Below are 19,801 nucleotides of genomic sequence, written 5' to 3' on the forward strand. Positions count from 1 at the left end.
GCAACATAGTCATCGATCCGCGCAGCGCAACACCGGACAATCTGACCTCTGCGGCATACAACGGGACCCTACTCGCACAGTGATTGAGACCTTGTTGCGACCGATGTTCTTAGGATGGTCCTTGGTCCAGATCCGTTGCGGATCCCAAACAATCTATGGACACGATCAGGATATCAGCTTGGATAGTCATTTGGACGGGGCTGAGCTTGAATTCCTTTAGTTCGAAGCCACGGCTGATGATATCCTCCGGATGGATTCCAACCAGCTCCCTTTCACCGTAATCGCTGGACGGCTGCAGCAAAAGCACCTGCCCCGACGTCACGACCTACCGGATATAGTGCAAATATGCTTGATCAAGTATATTTGTTGCATCGCAGTCTTGCTTAATAAATCAAAGCCGATGCCACCAATGCAATATCACCAAGACGACAGGCAGTCGGCCGACACAGCTGGTGTGGTTGATTGCGATCACTGCACCACCGTGGTCGGAGACATTATTCTCGTCCATATAGGTAACCTGGCTTCCACTGGTCGGGATAACCAACTGAGCCAGGATCTTGAGCGTGTAAAAGGTTCGGTTTCGCTATCGATAACTACTCCGCCGCATCGGCCCGATCAGCACGCTGGGCGCGCCGCACCGCCCTTTCGGCTGCCTCCTCGGTGTCAAGGCGGGCTGCCTCGACTAGCGAAGGGGCACCTCCACCTAGCCGATGCGGCACCCAAAACTCCCCAACCGGATGCGGCCCATACAGCCCTTGGGCTCGTTCCAACAGATGCTGCATCCGGGAATGCAACAAGCCTTTCAATTCCGTTACGCCCAGCGTCGGTTCAATCGGTTCGCCAACGAGTACTATGATCGGCACTTTAGGGCGAAAGAGCTTCTTAGGGTGGTCTTTGGTCCAGATCCGCTGGGCGCCCCAGATGATGTGCGGAATGATCGGTACCCCGGCCTCTACTGACATCCGGGCCGCTCCCCCTTTGAATTCCTTGATCTCAAAGCTTCGGCTGATCGTCGCTTCGGGGTAGACGCCTACAAGCTCACCATTTTTGAGGTTTCGGACAGCAGCTTCGTAAGACGCCGCCCCGTTTTGCCGGTCCACCGGAATGTGCCGCAGGCTGCGCATAATCGGTCCGGTGATTTTACCGACGAATACCTCTTGCTTGGCCATGAACCGCACTTTGCGCCCGAGGCCTTGCTGGTAGGCGGGCAAACCCGCAAAGGTGAAGTCAAGGTAGCCGGTGTGGTTGATGGCTATGACGGCACCGCCGCTGGTAGGTAAGTTTTCTATACCCAAGACACTGATCTTCAGACCCTGAATACGCCAGACCAGGCGAGCGAGCTGAATAACAGTCCCGTATGCCGGTTCCACAGCCACTTAGCCTAGCGCTCTTGGCGGTGCGCCGCCTCAAATTCCGAACAAGAGGCAGCGTTGCCCTTCTCGATGTACTTGCCGCAGGTACCTGTCGTCGTCAACCGGTTTACTGCCGGTAGGTCCCATGCATACGGTCTGGGTCAACGAGCTAGGCGGTGTCATCTTTCGGGTGGAGTTCAACAGCTCGGACAGCTAGTTCATCAAAATAGCGGAAACAGGGGCAGCCGACTTGGCCGATGTAGCGCGCCGTCTGCACTGGTTGAGGCACTACATTACGGCACCGCAGGTGTCTGGCGTGGGCGCAGGGGGGCTAAGTGTAGTTGCAAATCCGTGCGCTGCGCGGCGGTAGGCGGTACACCCACGCTGGGTCACAGATCCAGATGCGACGGTGAGATCGGTGCGGAGTTGCGTACGCTGCACGGCCAACTGCCAGTACGATCATGCCCGTTTGACTGGTAAGTGACCAGCCAGCTGGACACGCTGACGCCTTCACAACAAACACAATTGGACTAGCCGCCGCCCGGTAAACCAACCGGTGGTCTGTCACGATGATCCCTGCTCACCTGACACCTTATATCTACGACGACGGCCACTACTGTGGATGCTGTGGACACATCGATTTCGGTGGTCCCGGTGTGGCCGACCGGTGAACCGACCTCACGGTAGCTTCGCTGTCGTTAAGCTGGAACTACCTCGATCGGGTATAAGACGCGGAGTTTTTGCTGTCTACGGCATCGAGCCAGACCCATCATGCATTGATTACTACCGGCGTCTGTAGCAGGCCTAAAATTGATATCTTGGGCTAAGCTCAAAGTAGTGCGTACCCACAGACCTGATCGGCGAAACGGTCATACAAAGACAGCTGGAAGGTGGTTGTGCAAGTCACCAGCGTAGGACACGCCGGCTTTAGAATGGAGACCCACGCGGGCAGCATTTTGTGCGACCCTTGGGTCAATCCAGCATACTTCACATCATGGTTCCCATTTCCTGACAATAGTACACTAGATTGGGACACCTTGGGTGATTGCGACTATCTGTATGTCTCACACCTACACAAGGACCACTTCGACGCCAAGCACCTACGCGCCCATGTCAATAAGAACGCGGTGGTACTGTTGCCCGACTATCCAGTTCCTGACCTGCGAAATGCACTGCAGAAGTTAGGGTTTCGCCGATTTTTCGAGACCACCAACTCAGTCAAGCACCGCCTGACAGGACCTAAAGGCAAGCTCGACATCATGATCATCGCCCTTCGGTCCCCCGCCGATGGTCCGATCGGCGACTCTGCGTTGGTGGTTTCCGATGGTACAACAACGGTTTTCAACATGAATGACGCTCGGCCGGTCGATCTGGAGTTATTGTCATCTCAGTTCAGCCACGTTGATGTGCATCTATTGCAGTATTCCGGCGCGATCTGGTATCCGATGGTATACGACATGCCTGCCCGCGCCAAAGAGGCGTTCGCCACCCAAAAACGCCAACGGCAGATGGACCGCGCCCGCCAATACATCACTCAGGTGGGGGCCAGCTGGGTGGTGCCGTCAGCGGGACCGCCGTGCTTTTTGGACCCTGACTTACGCCACCTTAACGATGACCGCGGGGAAGCAGACAATATCTTTCCCGACCAAATGGTGTTTCTAGATCAGATGCGCACCCACGGACACAACAACGGTTTGCTGATGATTCCCGGGTCGATCGCTGACTTCACAGGGAATGCCCTGAATTCGCTGAGGCATCCACTCACTACAGAACAGGTTAAGGCGATATTCGGCACTGGAAAGCCAGCGTACATCGCCGATTATGCCGAAAGGATGACCCCCGCCCTGAATGCGGAACGGGCCGGCTGGGCACCCGCCGACGGTGAGCCGCTACTAGAGCAGTTACGCGCGCTGTTCGAACCAATCATGCTGCAAAGCAATGCGATCTGCGATGGAATCGGCTACCCAGTCGAATTGGTGATCGGGCCCGAAACTGTTGTTTTGGATTTTCCAAAACGGATTGTACGCGAACGGATTTCTGATGAGAAAATGCGCTACGGTTTCGAGATAGCGCCGGAGTTGGTACGTACCGTAGTACGCGATCACGAGCCGGACTGGGTCAACACCATCTTCTTGTCCATGCGATTTAAGGCTCGGCGAGTCGGCGGCTACAACGAATATCTGTACACGTTCTTCAAGTGTCTGACCGATGAGCGCATCGCCTATACTGAAGGTTGGTTCGCTGAGACCCATGATGATTCCACATCGATCACCCTGGACGGCTGGGAGATTCAGCGCCGCTGCCCTCACCTCAAAGCCGATTTATCGAAGTTTGGCGTGGTGGAGGGTAACACACTGACTTGCAATTTACATGGGTGGCAGTGGCGATTGGACGACGGACGTTGCCTCACCTCACGAGGCCATCAGTTACGAAGTTCCCGAAAATGATTTCAGCTACGCAGTAATCTTACGACAACGACCCTGTCCAGCTGGATCACGCGGCAATCACATTGCACTGCTGTCACTCTCCTTCTGGCAAATCGAAGCTATCGCGCTGGACGTGATCCGCAGATACAAATCTGATGGATTGACCTGATCCATTCAACGGTTTCGCATATAGGGCACCTCGGATCTCTGTCGCTGGCTACCACTTGACGTACACCAACCATTCAAGTCGACCTTGATCATCTTGGTCATACCCGGGGTCCGACCGAGCCTGGCTTTTACGCCGACACACGTCGACGAATTTCTCGCACTTCTGGATAAGCTTATGAATTAGTGTGGTTAACGGCACAGATCGGCCAGCGCCACATGACCGGCATGTATCACCGGAAATAAACGTGATCACAAGTCCACCATGGCATCCCGAACTACCCAGATAGAAGCCATTGACCTGGGTCGGCTGACACAAATAGCCTTTCAAGCTGAGCAGGCTGATGCTGATCTGATCTAAGTGCAGTAGCTCATGGCAGTAATCGTCACTCGGGGAACCGAACATTACGCCTATATTCTTGGGTATAAAGGTGATATGCTGGATGGTGTTGCCTTCGCAGTTCAGCGCCAATCATGTGACCTTATCGATCACTCGTTGACCTATTTAGCTTTTCACCGTCCTATAGGCTGCACCGCCTGGACCACCGTCGACCGGGAAGAACAATGCAAACGCCAGCCCGGCATGCTTACCCTCAAACGTCAAGCCCGGATCATGTAACTACGGGATCTGTAAAACAACCATAAGACCAGCCGACATGACACCCCGACGGCAATCGGCCCATTGCTGCTGGACTTTCCCGGTGTGCAGAAGAGCCCAATCGATGGCTTACATATTAAGATCATTCAGCATCGGGCAGAGTGCCGCGAAGTTAGGAGTCTCGTCCAGAGAAAAGCGTATCTGTAAGTAACTGCCGTGGTGGTTGATCCGCACGTACTATCAGCAGGCAGCACCGCAGGATTGATCAACTCGTTGACCGTGATGTCGGACACGACCGCGGAGACAATAATCAGAGCGATCCAGGTAGCTCTCGACTCGGTGTGCACCTCATGCACCCTGCCAACGACGAGGACATCGGTCACCGTGGCACACAACCAAATTTCGCCGCCGTTGCTTTCTAGAAGTTGGGGCAGATGCGTGGTAAGCGCGCTGATGCCGCCACACAACTTCTTCATCTGCACGAACTCACCATCAGGAATACCCGGTCCAAAGACGATCGCGGCGGCGCTGTCCGGTGGAGCAGGACCACAATAGAGGATGTTGACGATCAACATCATCATCGAGCTACTCAGGGCGCCATGCTTCTCGTGGTCCGGAAAGTAAAGGTCCGACACGTGAGTGACTGAACCAAACAACATGTCATCGACAGTAGAGTGCTTAAATTCATGTGTGGCACACCTACTACACCTGCTCAAAGGTATTTGGGTAGTGTGCCGGGCCTAGCGCTCACGTCGGAATCTAGCCCTATGCCAGCATCCACTATTCCGCTAACAACGTTTGCCCCGTGCACCTCGTTGAGGTAGGCGAACATCTTCACCGAATCGGTGTACTGGATCAGCGGGTCGCCACCGATACCACGTAGCGCTACCGCCATAACCTTTAAGTCGACCGTCGGCAAAATATATCGAATCCCGCCGCCACCAACGCCTCCCCAGGAGTAGGCGTTACCAAAAAAGGCGATTGTGCTGGTCGCGCTCGATGCCAAAGATTCGGAAAGTTTGCGGTCCTTCTGGCAGAGACCTGATGGGACAACAAAGCCCCAACTTGTCTCCTTAATAGTCCGTCCAGCATCCGATCGTTCCCATCGGACTTCGGAATACCGGCCACATCTATGACGTAGGCGTTGATCACGTCGTCCACGGCGTCAGTGACCACGTCGACAGGAGCAGTGAACCCTTCTTGAGCGCGAGACCGTCATTGACCGAACCTGCGATCGCTGTCACTGTGATTATGAACTTAGGCCTTGCACATCGCCTCTCTCACACTACGAGCACGTTTGGATCAAGATCAAAACCGCTTCCCTGACCCAGAACAACACCGACGATCCGTACCAGATTACCCAGCGAAATTGCCTACTGATTCGCGCTGTTGACACGCTGTGTAACAACCGGAACATCACGACACCTCCTAGCATTCACCGCGCGTAACGCTTGCATGCCCTTCGAGGCAGACAATCCCTCGCTAGTTGCACCTCAGCGAATCGGCTCCAGCAGCTGAGTCCCCACAAACGGGACCAGCGCGTCAGGTACCCGCACGCTGCCGTCGGGCAGCTGGTGATTTTCCAAAACCGCGACCAGCCATCGGGTGGTGCCCAGTGTGCCGTTGACCGTGGCCGCGATCTGCGGTTTGCCGTTGGCATCTCGGTAACGTATGGCCAGCCGACGCGCTTGAAATGTGGTGCAGTTCGACGTCGAAGTCAGCTCGCGATAGGTCCCCTGTGTCGGGACCCACGCCTCGCAGTCAAACTTACGAGCCGCCGACGACCCGAGATCGCCTGCGGCCACATCGATTACCCGATACGGAACCTCCATGAGCGCCAACATCTCACGCTGCCAGCCTAACAGCCGTTGGTGTTCGGCCTCGGCGTCGGTGGGTACACAGTAGACGAAGCCCTCTACCTTGTCGAACTGGTGCACCCGGATGATGCCGCGGGTATCCTTGCCATGGCTGCCGGCCTCACGCCGGAAACACGATGACCAACCCGCGTACCGTAGCGGTCCGCCAGACAAGTCTAGAACCTCGTCCGAGTGGTAGCCGGCCAGGGGCACTTCAGAGGTGCCCACCAGGTAAAGATCGTCCACTCGGTATACTTCTTCGGCATGGGCGCCCAGAAATCCGGTGCTGGCCATCATCTCTGGGCGTGCCAGCACCGGCGGAATCATCGGGGTGAAGTCATTCTCGACGGCCAGCTGCAATGCGAGCTGCAGCAAGCCTAGCTGTAACAGTGCGCCCCGACCGGTGAGGAAGTAGAAACGCGAACCGGCCACTTTGGCACCACGCTGCATGTCGATCAGACTCAACGATTCGCCGAGTTCCAGGTGATCTTTTGGATTGTTCAACGGCGGTGGAGTACCCACGACGTCGAGTACCACGTAGTCGTTCTCCCCGCCGGCGGGCACTCCATCCAGAACGACGTTCGAGACTGCCATATACGCTGCAGTGAACGCCGTCGCGGCCTCAGCCTGCGCGGTTTCTAAGGTTTTCACCTGTTCGGAGAGGTCCTTGGCGCGCTGCAATAACGCCGGACGTTGTTCGGCAGATGCGGAGCCCACACGTTTGCTGGCAATCTTCTGTTCGGCGCGCAGCGAATCTGCAGCCGAAATCGCGGCCCGACGGGCGGCATCGGCCCTCAGCAGGTCATCCACCAGAGCAGGATCTTCGCCACGGCTCAGTTGAGAATGACGTATCGCGTCGGGGTCTTCCCGGAGCAACTTCAAGTCGATCACGGCCTGAAGACTACTTTTAGCGACTAATGGCGCACGCACATACCGGAGCACCCTCGTGAACGAACCCAACGATGCCACATCTGCAACGTTTGTCACAACACTTTGTCGGCCCTGCCAGAATGGATGAAATGTTGGATTCGCCCAAAGAGGAACCCACACTCGCCGATGACCTGACCGGCGAGAACGAACAACCGCCCGTCAAGTTCCAGTGGCCAAGTGTTGTACAAGCCAGAGCCACCCGGCGAGGGCTGTTACTCACCGCTCTTGGTGGCCTGCTAATCAGCGGATTGATCACCGCGATTCCCACCGTGAGGATCGGTCCTGGGCGACTAGCCACCTACATCAACAGCAATCCGGTGCCCAGCACCGGCGTCAAGAGCAACTCCGTGTTCAACCGCGCCACCAGCGGTGATTGCCTTATGTGGCCAGATGGCCTGCCGGATGCGGCGAGGATCGTCGACTGCGCCGACAATCACCGGTTTGAAATCGCCGAGTCCATCGATATGCGGACTTTCCCCGGTTCGGAATACGGGCCCAATGCCGCTCCACCGTCACCGGCTCGCATTCAACAGATCAGTGAGGAACAGTGCGAGGCGGCCGTCCGCCACTATCTCGGCACCAAGTTCGATCCCAACAGCAAATACACCGTCAGCATGCTATGGTCCGGTGACCGGGCGTGGCGCCAGGGCGGCGAGCGGCGCATGCTGTGCGGCTTGGAGCTGCCCGGCACGAACAACCAGCAAGTCGCCTTCAAGGGCAAGGTCGCCAACATCGATCAGTCCAAGATCTGGCCGGCCGGCACCTGCTTGAGCATCGACCTCACCAGCAACCAACCGGTCGATGTTCCAGTTGACTGCGCAGCGCCGCATGCAATGGAGGTCACTGGAACGGTCAATCTGGCCGAGAGATTCCCGAATGCCTTACCGGCCGAATCTGAGCAGGACAGATTCATCAAAGACGCATGCGCTCGGCTGACCGATAGCTATCTGGCAACAATCAAGCTGCGTACCACCACCCTGACACTGATCTATCCCACCCTCTCGCTGTCCAGTTGGGCGGCAGGCAGCCGTGAGGTCGCGTGTAGTATCGGCGCGACACGGGGCAACGGTGATTGGGCCACACTAGTGAACAGCGCTAAGGGACTACTGCTGATCAATGGTCAGCCACCGATATCACCACCCGATATCCCTGAAGAACGACTCAGCCCACCCCCGATACCCCTCCAGCTTCAGGTGCCAACAAACCACTCTAACGCCTCAGTAGACCCGATCCCACCGGGCAATCAGCATCTCCTCCAGCAACAGCCGGCTATGACCGTTCCACGGTCACCAGTATCGCAGACGCCCACCGCCTCACCGTCGCCGGCTACGCCGATAACTAAACCCCCACCCCCAGTAGATGACGCAGATGACGGAGCACCGCGGTCGTCCGACCAAGAATTGGTAGGCACTGCCCCCGGGCCGGCCGAGCCAGCCCCGGGCGGCTAGCCGGATGACCGTGCGGAGAGAGGACCTACAGCGATCTGACAGGCTGGTCTCCGATGCACTGAACCTGATTTCGCCCAAGCGGATGGCCGCGATGAACAACATGGTTGTGCTTATCGCCGCCCGCAGGACGCTGTTCTGCTCGGACTGTACGAAGGGGTGGCGTTGACCACGTGGGACTCTAGACTACTCTGGAGCACTGCCTGATGCCGTCACGATTTATCGTGACGCGTTAGTGGATGTCTGTGATTCCGACAAAGAAGTCGTCGACCAGGTAGCGATCACGGTGATCCACCAGATCACTCACCACTTCAGCATCGATGACGATCAACGGGACTGGGCTTGATCACACTCCGTCGTATGGGCGCGGTGTACCGGAGTGGTCGGGACCTGGCATTATAAGCGTCGATTGCTTCGACTGCAGGGCAGGCTCAGATCACTGCCACAGCACTAATCGTTCGTCATTCAATCGGTGGTTGCCAGGCTGATCGGAATGCATCGAGGGGGTCTGCGTCAGCCCCGAGTCAATGCCGCACAGCTTCGTCGTCGACTGCGATGCGGTCGGCTGTGGATACGCTGAGTTGGTCGCGGTTGCGATGTGAGCCGGTCCGGTCAGTTCAGCGAGTCCCTACCCGATGCCACAGCGTCGGTCACCAAAGTGGCATCAAGTTGGGGTGGGTGGGAGTAGAATGGGGGCGTCAGAGCTCCCCACCGTACACAGCTCCACCGACCGTCGGTGATGGGTGCTAACACCACCGACTCCGCATTATTCACATGGTTGTCCAGCGCAAAGTTGCCGTCCACCCCGGCCAGTACTGCAGAGGCGAGCCGGATTGCTGCGTCGTGGCTGACGACGACGATGTCTCCGCTCCAGTCGTCGTCGTCCAAATAGCGCATGCGTAGGTCGACCAGTACCGGCAGATAGCGGCCCAACACGTCGTTGGCGGTCTCGCCTCCAGGCAATGGCACATTGAGCTCGCCGCAATGCCAACGGTCGTAGATGGCATTAAATTCAGCTATCGCGTCGTCATCGTTGCGGTTTTCGAGCTCCCCGACCTGAACTTCGTGAATGCCGGCAACCTCGCGAGTTGGCATATCGAATTCGGTGCCGATCACCGCGGCCGTCTCCGAGGCCCGGATGGCCACTGAGTGCACAAGCAATGCTGGCCGCGCAACCACCTGAGCGAACATACGGGCCTGATCACGACCCAACGGCGTCAGCGCTGCCCCCGGCGGCCGTGTGTCCAACCTACGCTCAACATTGCCATAAGACTGACCATGTCGCATCAGCACTAAACGACCGCTCATGGCTGCCTCCCCCTTGGCTCAGCAGCCCAATCTAGTTTGCCTGCCCACAACCCGGCCAACAAGAGCGAAACTTGGTCCGCCGGCAGCGGCGTTAGCGTCACTGGGCCAGTGGACAAGCTTGCCGGCCAGGAGCCAAGGTAACGCACATCCGCACAACGACGATCTAGCGCCTTGAGTGCTTCGGCGATGACACCATCATCGATGTGTCCGATGCAGTCCACAAAGAACAAGTAGGTGCCAAGTTCGGTCCGGGTCGGCCGAGATTCGATTCGGGTGAGGTCGATGCCGCGAATGCCAAATTCGGCAAGTGCGGCCACCAACGCGCCGGGCGCGTTATCTATGCGCAGTACCGCCGATGTGCGATCAGTCCCAGTGCGCGGCAGGGGTGGCCCCGGTAGGCCGACCAGGACGAAGCGGGTGCGGGCGTTGGGTTCGTCGACGATGCCATCGGCTAGAGCCGCCAACCCCCAGTGGGTGGCGGCCAACGGCGAGGTCACTGCAGCGTCGACTTGGCCGTCGGCAACTTGCCGGGCTGCGTCGGCATTGGAATATGCCGGTCGCAATTCAGCGCCGGACAGATGAGCAGCGAGCCATTGCCGCACCTGTGCCGCCGCTACCGGGAAAGCCGCCAACGTGCGTACGTCGGCGGCGTTGATGCCAGGTTTGACAACGATGCTGAACGCCACATCCAACGTTGTCTCAGCGAACACTTGCAACGGCGAACCGGTGGCCAAGCTGTCCAAGGTGGGCACCACCGACCCGTCGATGGAGTTCTCAATAGGTACACACGCGTAATCGGCAACGCCGCTACGGACAGCGTCTAGCGCGGCGGGCGTACTCTCAATCGACAACAATCGCAAGCCATCCGATTCGCAGTCGGGAACCAGGCCGGCAGCCATCATCCGGAGCAGCGCTACCTCGGTGAAGGTTCCTTTAGGACCGAGGTAAGCAATACGGGCCACACCCATAACCATAGCGGCGCTAACTCGACCAACCTTCCTTGTGACACCTCATGATCTAAATTAACTGAGGCTTACCTGAATTAAAAGATGGTGATGGTTCCGATGATTAGTCCAGCATCAACAACAGCCGAACGTATTCATAACACCTGCGCACTAGCCGGTAGCGCACTTTTGACCGTCACGAACGAAAATCCGACAGCTACCACAGTCCACCACTTCCTGCACGACGGATCCTTCGTGATAGCAGTTACAGCTAATCAAACCCGGCCGCGGGACGCGATTTCCAAAAGTAAGGCACTGCTAAAGCTGACCGACTATGCGCCACTTCCCGTGCGCGAACCAGTCTGATCACTGGTGTGGGTCCGAGGCCGCCTCCAGCACGCCCCTTCAGCCGCCATGACCGGGCTGAACTAGACCATCCGGGTATTATTGGGTTGCTCGTTTCGCAACGGACTATGGGTCCAACGATAACCGGTACTTGACCAGTTGGACACAAAGTTACTGGGCAGCGGGTCCAAAACCACTTAAGTTATCCGGGTGAACGGCAACCGATCACCGAATATTCGACGGTTTCGAAGACCGCTCTCGCCGCCAGAAGCCGGTCTGGAGCCTTCGCAGGTGATTCGCCGCGAAACCAGTACACCGGTGGGCAATCAGGCCATGCCGCTACACCGGCACCGTCGTCCGTCAAGCCGATCACGGCCACCGGCACCCCCGCCTCGACCGATCGCCCCAAAAACACGCCGCAAACACCGTATACGCCGCTGGAGCCGGATCATCGCGCTCATGGTGCTGATCAGTCCGCTGTTCGTCTCCGGCGGCGTTGTTGCCGGAGCTCTTTGGTTCGATACATCACTGCACCGTGAGCCGATACTGACAGACTATCCCAACCGTCCAGCCGCCGGCCGTGGCTCCAACTGGCTGCTCGTCGGTTCGGATAGTCGCCAAGGCCTGACCATTGAGCAACAGAAAGATCTAACCACCGGCGGTGACATCGGCAATGGCCGCACTGACACAATCCTGCTAGTACACATACCAAGATTGGGATCAAATAGGCGAGCGACGATGGTGTCGATACCACGCGACTCGTATGTGTCGATCCCGGACCACGGCCACGACAAAATCAATGCCGCATTTGCGATAGGCGGGGGCCTCCTCCTGACCCAGACACTGGAACAGGTTACCGGACTGCGCTTGGACCACTACGCCGAGATCGGCTTCAGCGGCTTCGCCAGTCTTGTCAACGCGCTCGGAGGCACCACCGTGTGCCTGGCCGCACCGGTTACCGACCCGTTGGCCGGCCTCGATCTGCCAGCTGGCTGCCAGCAACTGGGCGGCCGAAATGCGTTAGGCTACGTTAGAACCCGGGCTACACCGCGGGCAGATTTGGATCGGATGGTCAACCAACGACAGTTCCTGTCGAGGCTGTTGAATCGTGCCACCAGCCCAGCGGTGTGGCTCAATCCGTGGTACTGGCATTCGGTACCGCGAGCTTCTGCCGACGCGCTTACCGTTGACCACGGCGATCATGTTTGGGATCTCGCCCAACTCGGCTGGATGCTGCGCGAATCCTCTACCACACTGACCGTGCCGATTGGTGAATTCACCACCAACGATGCCGGCTCGGTGGTGGTGTGGAACCATGACGCGGCCCGCGAGTTATTCGACGCGCTGGCTTCCGATGCCCCCGTACCGACGTCCACAGTAGACAGGCCGTAATAGTAACCGGCGATCCACACCGATATCGGCATCACACCAAACACTTAACCCAAGAAATTAGCATATTTAACGTAGCCTTGCTTTACCTGAGAAAACCTGTAATTGGGCAATTTTCTAGACTGCGCGGGAGTGGTTAGGAAAACCTTTCCTGAGTAAGTGATATCTTCGTTGCATACCATTTCTAACTGCGCTAGTATGCGCTCATGGGTGATTATGATGGATCTATGACTAAGTTTCACGAATTATTACAAGAACAGGTTTCCAACGAATTCACGGCCGCGCAGCAATACCTAGCGATCGCGGTTTATTTCGATGGCGCCGACTTGCCGCAATTAGCGAAACACTTTTACAGCCAAGCGGTCGAAGAACGCAATCATGCGATGATGCTGGTACAGCATCTGCTCGATCGTGATATACACGTCAAAATACCCGGAGTGGAGACGGTACGCAATCGATTCGACAAGCCGCGCGACGCACTAGCGCTAGCGCTAGATCAGGAACGTGCGGTCACTGAGCAGATGAGTCGACTCGCTGCTGTGGCGCGCGACGAGACCGACTATTTAGGCGAACAGTTCATGCAGTGGTTCCTCCAAGAGCAGATCAAAGAGGTCGCCCTCATGACCACCCTAGTACGAGTCGCCGATCGCGCCGGAGCCAACCTGTTCGACCTCGAGAACTTCGTCGCCCGTGAGGTGGATTCGGCGTCAGCCAGCGTAACCACACCGAACGCTGCCGGTGGCCACCTGTCGCCGAACTAACCGATGCGGCCGTTTTGCAACCACGTCTTCGTGTGACCCGGGTAGTGCATAGCAATCCGAGCTACACCGATATCGTGGCAAAAATCGATGTCATCGTAATCGTCCACGTTCCAGCAACACACCGCCCGGCCCTAGGCCCCAGCACGATCCATGAGTTGCAGATACTCCATTCAACGTTGACAACGAAGGCCCGACGGTAGTCGCCGCGCTGCTAGGAAAGTAACGGCTGATCCTGTTAAGCAGCAGCGGTGCGATTCTCCAAATCCGCCAGACCACGACCGCCGAAAACGACATCACAACCGCGCGGGATCGGTTAGCGGGATGCGGGCGCGGCAACGCTGAAGCGATGCAGGAGCGCCCGTAGTTCGTTTTCCACCAGCGCGCCATACCGGACACCGGGTGTTTGGTCTCGACGAAGATCTTCACCGGTCGGCGCCAGTCCAGAACCAGCGAAACAAGGAGATGAAGTCATGGCAACAGAAATGTATTCTGGGAGAGTGGCCGGCATACCGCGGTAGTACACTACAAGTGGGTGCCCGGTAAGCAACTTGCTGGCCCATGTCATGACCACTACACTGCTGCTTCTTGCCCTTCCAATTCAACTGGGTCTGCAGATGTACATACAACCGGGCGCTCTGAGACTACCATCACCCAGCGATGTGCGGACCGTTTGACTGGCTTGCGCTCGAATCCTTCAAAGACCCGGGCAACAACGGCAACCGACGTTGCAGCCAACAGGTATGCAAACACCATCGCAACAGTGTTGTTCGCGATGCCCTGAGCATCCTTAGCCCAGCTGGTAACGATAGCGACAACCGAAATGACGTAGCTAAAAACCCACACGATCCACCACACGACGATTGGCTTCTTCAGTCGAGTGTAGCGATTTTCCATCAGAGCCAGTTCGACGACGTACACCGGAGCCCACAGCAGATTGGCCGGCGGCAGTAGGCAACCCGTCCACAACTCCCGGGCAGAACGCTGCTCCTGTACGGCGTGATGTGCACATGCGGCCGCCCTCCGTGCGATAAGCCACCGGCTCAACACCCCAACACACGCCAGCGCCGCGGCGATCGCGGTCAAGCTAGCGACCACCCCAAACCAGTCCGAAGCAACCGCCACCCAGGAGTCCAGCAACATATTCCGGTTGATGGTCAGCAACACATACCGCACGACGTACACCAATGCTGAAAGGGCAAACACCAGCATTCCCACAAACAGGGTGATGCGCACCGTCGTTGACGACGGCCCTGATTTCACCGGTGCCTGCACCGAGGTGAGATGCGGGTCGACCCGGTCAGCGAGGCCCCAACGCGGCATTACGGCGTAACGCGGGGTCGAGCCGCGGTGCCGGGGCTGACGTTTATCTGACGGTGCTGCGCCGGGGCGTACCGCTATCCATCGGAAGCCCGGCGGCAGGCGCGGCGGGGTGCGCTGCCACCAGGGAACCCCTGGCGTATTACCCGCCGGCAAGCGACTATTTATATAATTCCACTGCGGCACGGCCGCGAGCATCTCTGCCTGAGGCGCCATTAGAGCCCCATGACAACGGGGACAACAGTCACGTCGCCGTTCGCGAACGTTCCACCGAGTGCCGCATTGAGAGCACACCTGGATCACCGGACTAGCTTAATGGGAACCTACCCGGGTCACGCTCGCTTAGGAGCGGCTATTCACAGTTTCCACAAGTTATCCACAACAAGAAATTCCACCAGAAGCCCACTTTAGTCGGCACGCTGCATTCCTACTGTGGACCATATGGCCGTCACGGACGATACCAATTCACAGCCCCAGCCAGTCGCTCGAACAAAAGCAGTGTACTGTACTAGCCACCCGCCGACACGTCATCGATGACCCGGAAATGCATCCGTTCATAGCATAGCCGCCGACCACACTAGTTCAACGAGAGTCCGCAGCTCAATTGCCTCGCAGTGCATTGATTTCCGGGTGGGTTTTTCAAGCGGTGCCAAAGGCATTATGATCAAGATCACCACAGTTAGTTGTGATACATCTCACTGTTCAGTGGTGAGTGTGCTGGCGAAGGGTGTTTGATGATCACATCGTCGTTTGGCCCAAGCTCGACCGCCCCGGCGAATTCGTATTCAGGCTCGCCTGCGTGGAACCATTCCTACAGCATTGCCGCACTACGAGCCGGACTCATTGCCCTGGCACTGCTGGCGATTCTCGCTCTCATCATTTTGTCTTGAATTCACCCCACCGGGTACCCGAAGTAACTACTCATAGCGATCGTTCTTGCGGCGCGCGTGGTCATGGAGCAACGTTAACTACGCTAGGTCGCCGCACGACGAAGCTGTGCGGGTGAGCGTCAGACGATCACCAACGAAAGGAACACTGTGACTGAATACACCCTACCTGATTTAGACTGGGACTACGCGGCGTTAGAACCACATATCTCCGGTGAGATCAATGAAATCCACCACACTAAGCACCACGCCGCCTACGTCAAAGGCGTTAATGATGCGCTTGCCAAACTGGATGAAGCACGTGCCAAAGACGATCACTCCGCGATCTTCCTGAACGAGAAAAACTTGGCCTTTCATCTGGGCGGCCACGTCAATCACTCCATCTGGTGGAAGAACCTATCCCCGAACGGTGGCGACAAGCCGACCGACGAGTTCGCCGCAGCCATTGATGAGACATTTGGGTCGTTCGACAAATTCCGTGCTCAATTTAGCGCAGCCGCCAATGGCCTGCAGGGGTCAGGTTGGGCGGTACTCGGCTACGACACGCTCGGCGGTAAACTGCTGACATTCCAGCTGTATGACCAACAGGCCAATATTCCACTCGGCATCATTCCCCTGTTGCAGGTCGACATGTGGGAACATGCTTTCTACCTGCAATATAAAAATGTTAAGGCGGATTACGTCAAGGCGTTCTGGAACGTCGTCAACTGGGCGGATGTGCAGTCACGTTACGCGGCCGCAACATCTAAGACATAAAGGCTGATATTTGGCTGACCCCAATCTCAGTCAAGCTTGGGCGTCGCGCGATTCGCGCGACGCCCAAGCTTTTAGTGACCCTATTAATTCAGGTGCTGGGCAAACGCGAGAACAGGTTGTCGTGTCAAGTTGCACACCGCCGAAACAGAAGGCATGCTGAATTGTTCAGAACCAGTGTAGTTACTCAGACGGAGGATTAAGCAAAGTCCGGCGGAGGGCGCGATGGAAACTGGGTCAGATCTGCCTATCGGGGTTGCCCCCTTCCATTCTCGTGGTGCCCTGAAAGGGTTTGTAATCTCCGGGCGTTGGCCTGATTCAACAAAAGAATGGACCCAACTGTTGATGGTCGCAGTACGAATCGCATCATTACCAGGACTGCTATCCACCACAACTGTCTTTGGTGCCCGCGAAGAGTTGCCTGACGAACCCGAACCGGGCACCGTCGGCCTGGTATTAGCCGAGGGCACAGTCTTCGGTGAATCAGCTATTCAGCCAGGATACTTCGCAAAACACCAACCGCATGCATTGCTAATACTACATCCGCCCTCAGAAACAATGCCATCATTGCCCGAATGCGCAGGGGCAGCGTCAGGATGCGTCTTACTGCCGGGCTTGCCATACCTAGGTTTAGAACATCGGGCGGCTTGGGTGGAGGCAGAAGCCGACGGCACTGTCACTTCGATGGTTAGCCGCGTCGGCGTCGATCCAATCAGCCATCCCGACACGGCGATTCTAGCAATGTTGCTTGCTGCATAAGAAAATTCAAACGAAACGTTTTGGGCACCGAATCACAGAATTCAGATGCCCTCACTTCATCGCCTTCCTAACGCACACTACGTTTTCCCACTAATCTGGAAACGGTAGCGAAGAGCAATAGCCACAAATTGTGGAGTTGACATACTGGCAGAAAGTTCGTCCAACGAACCGGTCAAATCCGGGAGGAACAAGAACTGTTGCCGATGTTTGACGACTGAATATTTAGCGACGACACATCAAAGGGTCACTTTCTCTGCTTGTCGCCACGCCGCTAAGTCTCAGGGAAAATCTTCCTCACCGAACTCGGCAACAGACCTCAGCTGATCACCATGATCTACATACTGCGCTACCGATAATAGGTGGCGCTAACTAGGGTGGCGATCATCGCGTCCATGGTGCACAACGCATCGGTGTCGATCAGCCATTTCCTGGACACAATACGGCCGGAACGTTCGATGGCCTTAGTGTCTGCGGCCAGCTTTTCTGGTTTTTACGATGCGGGCTTGGCGGGAAAGCCAAGCCAACCGAGGTAGCGTGTTGGCTAACCGAGAACCGTGATTCGCGCTACTCACCGTGATGTCGCCAGTACGTGTTCTCCGAGGTGAGCGACAAGACGACGTTAGCGACAGGTTAACTGGTTACATTGACCAGCAACCACAACTAGACTGACGTATACTAGTGGCCTCACTGTGAGCATGATTTTAACCAAACAGCTTGGCGATCGGCGTGATTGCAGCGATGGCGTTGGTGGCCCTAATTGCATAATTGTGGGGAGACTACCAGGCACTGTCTGAGATGTCGTTGGCACCCAAAACCGATCACCCGGCCGTATTTGACAATCCCAACCGAGAGTAACGCAGCGGTAGCCCGGTCCACTAAGTTCATCCTGGCTCGTTCGAAACCAACTGACCAAGGCCAAGCACTAAAAGCAATTCCTAGCAAACTCCCGTTGTCTGCTGGTTACTTAATATCAAGCAGATTCATCTTCACGGTCTGCCCGAACCTTGCGTCAATCAAGAAGAAAAGTAAATGCCACGCAAGTTCCCGGGGTAGTTTCTGTAGATAACCTGTGAATTCTTTTCACCCTATAGACATCTCAGTGTCTCAGTTGCCTACTTTGCAGGAGTCATGTCGCTACCTACTTGAAACACCATTATGGAATCTATTATGAGTCTGCGCTTGGTTGGGAACACAACTGTAGCTACCATGATCAGCAAACACTTAATTGACGACTAGTCGTTCTTTTAGCTCGGTGGAGGTCACATCGATGAACACGACATTCGCTGCCCGCCTAAACCGCCTGTTCGACACGGTGTATCCACCCGGACGCGGGCCGCACACCTCCGCTGAAGTAATCGCGGCGCTTAAGGCGGAAGGCATCACCATGTCGGCTCCTTACCTGTCACAGCTACGCTCTGGCAATCGAACGAACCCATCGTCAGCAACGATGGCCGCCCTTGCCAACTTCTTTCGCATCAAATCGGCCTATTTCACCGACGACGAATATTACGAAAAACTCGACCAAGAATTAGCGTGGCTAGCCACGATGCGCGACGAAGGTGTGCGCCGTATTGCGATACGGACCTTCGGGTTGTCTGCTCAAGCCCAGCAGGACATCGTGGATCGAGTAGAAGAGCTGCGGCGTGCAGAACATCTTGACATTTAAGTCACCTGGGCAGACGGCATGACGCTCACCCCCTGCAACTCGCCGACCGGCCTGTCGTTGCGTGCTGTATTTCTTTACTAGCGCGACCTAACGACCTACCGTCGGCTCATTCCGATTAGGGTTGGCTGACCGCTCACGCACAGCAATAGTCCACGAGATACCGAGAGGTGGTGGGAGCATGGGCCTGTTCCGCAAGCGAAAGAGCCGCGCGACACGTCGCGCGAAAGCCCGTGCGATTAAGGCCCGCGCTAAACTTGAGGCCCGGCTGGCCGCCAAAAACGAGGCACGCCTCTTCAGGAGCACCCAGCGCACCACCGACAAAGCCCTCAAAGCCCGACTTAAAGCCCAGCGAGACAGCGACCGTGTAGCGCTAAAAATTGCCGAGACAAAGCTCAAGACAGCCAAGGAAGGCAAGTTGCTATCGCCGACTCGAATCAGCCGGGTGCTGACGGTAACTCGGTTGCTAGCCCCGGTCCTGACACCGTTGATATACCGCGCAGCCATAGCCGCCCGTGCGCTGATCGACCAACGCTGGGCGGACAAACTTGGCGTTCCGCTAGCTCAAATCGGCCAGTTCTCCGGACCCGGCGCGCGGCTGTCGGCACGCATCGCCGGATCCGAGCAATCGCTGCTGGTGGTGCAACAGAAAAAGCCGAAAGACGCTGAGACCGAGCAATTCGTCTCTGCAATCACCGAACGACTCACCGATCTTTCGGTGGCTGTCACCGCCGCAGAGACTATGCCGGCCGCGCGTCGCCGAGCGGCGCACTCCGCGATCTCATCACAACTCGACGGCATTGAAGCTGACCTGATGGCGCGGCTGGGATTGACCTGACCGCGGCCACAGCTGACTGCCGTTGCGTACCGTTTCCGACATAGAAAGCAGCAGCCTGACATGCC

Annotated in this window: 16 protein-coding genes and 3 pseudogenes; 11 read left to right on the forward strand and 8 right to left on the reverse strand. The window is 56.9% G+C overall.

The genetic code is table 11. From position 1 onward, the window contains the following. Nucleotides 1–593: 593 nt before the first annotated feature. On the reverse strand, nt 594–1,370 hold the full coding sequence (locus tag MUBE_RS00565; protein ID WP_116539285.1) for a lysophospholipid acyltransferase family protein: 777 nt from the start codon (nt 1,368–1,370) through the stop codon (nt 594–596). Between the two features lie 878 nt (nt 1,371–2,248). Here MUBE_RS00565 and MUBE_RS00575 point away from each other — a divergent pair. The 3 genes and pseudogenes from MUBE_RS00575 (at nt 2,249) to MUBE_RS00585 (ending at nt 4,562) form a co-directional block, all read left to right on the forward strand. Further along, nucleotides 2,249–3,799, forward strand: coding sequence for an MBL fold metallo-hydrolase (locus MUBE_RS00575; protein ID WP_116539286.1), 1,551 nt, complete (start codon nt 2,249–2,251; stop codon nt 3,797–3,799). Nucleotides 3,800–3,840: 41 nt separating this feature from the next. Continuing rightward, nucleotides 3,841–4,130: pseudogene (locus tag MUBE_RS16535) on the forward strand (hypothetical protein). A gap of 186 nt (nt 4,131–4,316) precedes the next feature. Then, a complete protein-coding gene (locus MUBE_RS00585) occupies nt 4,317–4,562 on the forward strand; it encodes a hypothetical protein (RefSeq protein ID WP_116539063.1) in 246 nt (81 codons plus the stop codon). Nucleotides 4,563–4,687: 125 nt separating this feature from the next. Here the strand turns inward: MUBE_RS00585 and MUBE_RS00590 are convergent, their stop codons facing one another. From MUBE_RS00590 to serS, 3 genes are all read right to left on the reverse strand, one after another. Beyond that, a complete protein-coding gene (locus MUBE_RS00590; RefSeq protein WP_116539064.1) occupies nt 4,688–5,200 on the reverse strand; it encodes a phytoene desaturase family protein in 513 nt (170 codons plus the stop codon). 53 nt (nt 5,201–5,253) lie between these two features. Further along, nucleotides 5,254–5,547 carry a hypothetical protein gene (locus MUBE_RS14990; RefSeq protein ID WP_133297007.1) on the reverse strand — a complete coding sequence of 98 codons (294 nt, stop codon included), beginning with the start codon at nt 5,545–5,547 and terminating at the stop codon, nt 5,254–5,256. Between the two features lie 487 nt (nt 5,548–6,034). Continuing rightward, nucleotides 6,035–7,288, reverse strand: coding sequence for a serine--tRNA ligase (gene serS, locus MUBE_RS00600; RefSeq protein ID WP_116539066.1), 1,254 nt, complete (start codon nt 7,286–7,288; stop codon nt 6,035–6,037). Nucleotides 7,289–7,416: 128 nt separating this feature from the next. Here serS and MUBE_RS00605 point away from each other — a divergent pair, with 128 nt between their 5' ends. Both MUBE_RS00605 and MUBE_RS00610 read left to right on the forward strand, forming a co-directional pair. Then, nucleotides 7,417–8,775 carry a septum formation family protein gene (locus MUBE_RS00605; RefSeq protein WP_116539287.1) on the forward strand — a complete coding sequence of 453 codons (1,359 nt, stop codon included), beginning with the start codon at nt 7,417–7,419 and terminating at the stop codon, nt 8,773–8,775. Between the two features lie 4 nt (nt 8,776–8,779). Beyond that, nucleotides 8,780–9,118: pseudogene (locus MUBE_RS00610) on the forward strand (metallopeptidase family protein). A 266-nt stretch (nt 9,119–9,384) separates the two neighbouring features. Here the strand turns inward: MUBE_RS00610 and MUBE_RS00620 are convergent. Both MUBE_RS00620 and pheA read right to left on the reverse strand, forming a co-directional pair. Beyond that, nucleotides 9,385–10,080, reverse strand: coding sequence for a histidine phosphatase family protein (locus MUBE_RS00620; RefSeq protein ID WP_116539067.1), 696 nt, complete (start codon nt 10,078–10,080; stop codon nt 9,385–9,387). Then, entirely contained in the window at nt 10,077–11,042 is a 966-nt protein-coding gene (pheA, locus tag MUBE_RS00625; protein ID WP_165849637.1) for a prephenate dehydratase, read from the reverse strand. Before pheA ends, MUBE_RS00620 begins: the two co-directional genes overlap by 4 nt. 537 nt (nt 11,043–11,579) lie before the next feature. On the opposite strand from pheA, the gene MUBE_RS00635 reads away from it, so the two are divergent. Both MUBE_RS00635 and MUBE_RS00640 read left to right on the forward strand, forming a co-directional pair. Then, entirely contained in the window at nt 11,580–12,761 is a 1,182-nt protein-coding gene (locus MUBE_RS00635) for an LCP family protein (RefSeq protein ID WP_243632707.1), read from the forward strand. A gap of 203 nt (nt 12,762–12,964) precedes the next feature. Beyond that, nucleotides 12,965–13,519: a ferritin gene (locus MUBE_RS00640; protein WP_116539070.1), complete on the forward strand. Its 555-nt coding sequence runs from the start codon at nt 12,965–12,967 to the stop codon at nt 13,517–13,519. Here MUBE_RS00640 and MUBE_RS00645 read toward each other — a convergent pair. Continuing rightward, nucleotides 13,516–13,987 (reverse strand): annotated as a pseudogene (locus MUBE_RS00645) (glycerophosphodiester phosphodiesterase family protein); the annotation flags it as partial. The gene MUBE_RS00640 and the pseudogene MUBE_RS00645 sit on opposite strands and share 4 nt — an antisense overlap. Nucleotides 13,988–14,089: 102 nt before the next feature. Further along, a complete protein-coding gene (locus MUBE_RS00650) occupies nt 14,090–15,139 on the reverse strand; it encodes a DUF4328 domain-containing protein (protein ID WP_116539071.1) in 1,050 nt (349 codons plus the stop codon). Between the two features lie 734 nt (nt 15,140–15,873). Here MUBE_RS00650 and MUBE_RS00655 point away from each other — a divergent pair. The 4 genes from MUBE_RS00655 to MUBE_RS00670 all read left to right on the forward strand — a co-directional run bounded on the left by MUBE_RS00655 (nt 15,874) and on the right by MUBE_RS00670 (nt 19,736). Continuing rightward, nucleotides 15,874–16,479, forward strand: a complete 606-nt coding sequence (locus tag MUBE_RS00655) for a superoxide dismutase (protein ID WP_116539072.1) — start codon at nt 15,874–15,876, stop codon at nt 16,477–16,479. A 222-nt stretch (nt 16,480–16,701) separates the two neighbouring features. After that, on the forward strand, nt 16,702–17,235 hold the full coding sequence (locus MUBE_RS00660; RefSeq protein ID WP_116539073.1) for a peptidase: 534 nt from the start codon (nt 16,702–16,704) through the stop codon (nt 17,233–17,235). 1,267 nt (nt 17,236–18,502) lie between these two features. Then, nucleotides 18,503–18,901, forward strand: coding sequence for a transcriptional regulator (locus tag MUBE_RS00665; RefSeq protein WP_116539289.1), 399 nt, complete (start codon nt 18,503–18,505; stop codon nt 18,899–18,901). Nucleotides 18,902–19,079: 178 nt separating this feature from the next. Continuing rightward, entirely contained in the window at nt 19,080–19,736 is a 657-nt protein-coding gene (locus MUBE_RS00670; RefSeq protein WP_116539074.1) for a DUF6474 family protein, read from the forward strand. Nucleotides 19,737–19,801 lie beyond the last annotated feature (65 nt).

This window comes from Mycobacterium uberis (assembly GCF_003408705.1).
GTDB lineage: Bacteria > Actinomycetota > Actinomycetes > Mycobacteriales > Mycobacteriaceae > Mycobacterium > Mycobacterium uberis.

What these genes read in the sequence shown, in the direction of transcription:
- MUBE_RS00660 (WP_116539073.1), top strand. Translation starts at nt 16,702, where the DNA reads ATGGAAACTGGGTCAGATCTGCCTATCGGGGTTGCCCCCTTCCATTCT.
- MUBE_RS00620 (WP_116539067.1), bottom strand. Translation starts at nt 10,080, where the DNA reads ATGAGCGGTCGTTTAGTGCTGATGCGACATGGTCAGTCTTATGGCAAT.
- MUBE_RS00590 (WP_116539064.1), bottom strand. Translation starts at nt 5,200, where the DNA reads ATGTTGTTTGGTTCAGTCACTCACGTGTCGGACCTTTACTTTCCGGAC.
- MUBE_RS00640 (WP_116539070.1), top strand. Translation starts at nt 12,965, where the DNA reads ATGGGTGATTATGATGGATCTATGACTAAGTTTCACGAATTATTACAA.
- MUBE_RS00605 (WP_116539287.1), top strand. Translation starts at nt 7,417, where the DNA reads ATGTTGGATTCGCCCAAAGAGGAACCCACACTCGCCGATGACCTGACC.
- MUBE_RS00670 (WP_116539074.1), top strand. Translation starts at nt 19,080, where the DNA reads ATGGGCCTGTTCCGCAAGCGAAAGAGCCGCGCGACACGTCGCGCGAAA.
- MUBE_RS00585 (WP_116539063.1), top strand. Translation starts at nt 4,317, where the DNA reads ATGGCAGTAATCGTCACTCGGGGAACCGAACATTACGCCTATATTCTT.
- MUBE_RS00665 (WP_116539289.1), top strand. Translation starts at nt 18,503, where the DNA reads ATGAACACGACATTCGCTGCCCGCCTAAACCGCCTGTTCGACACGGTG.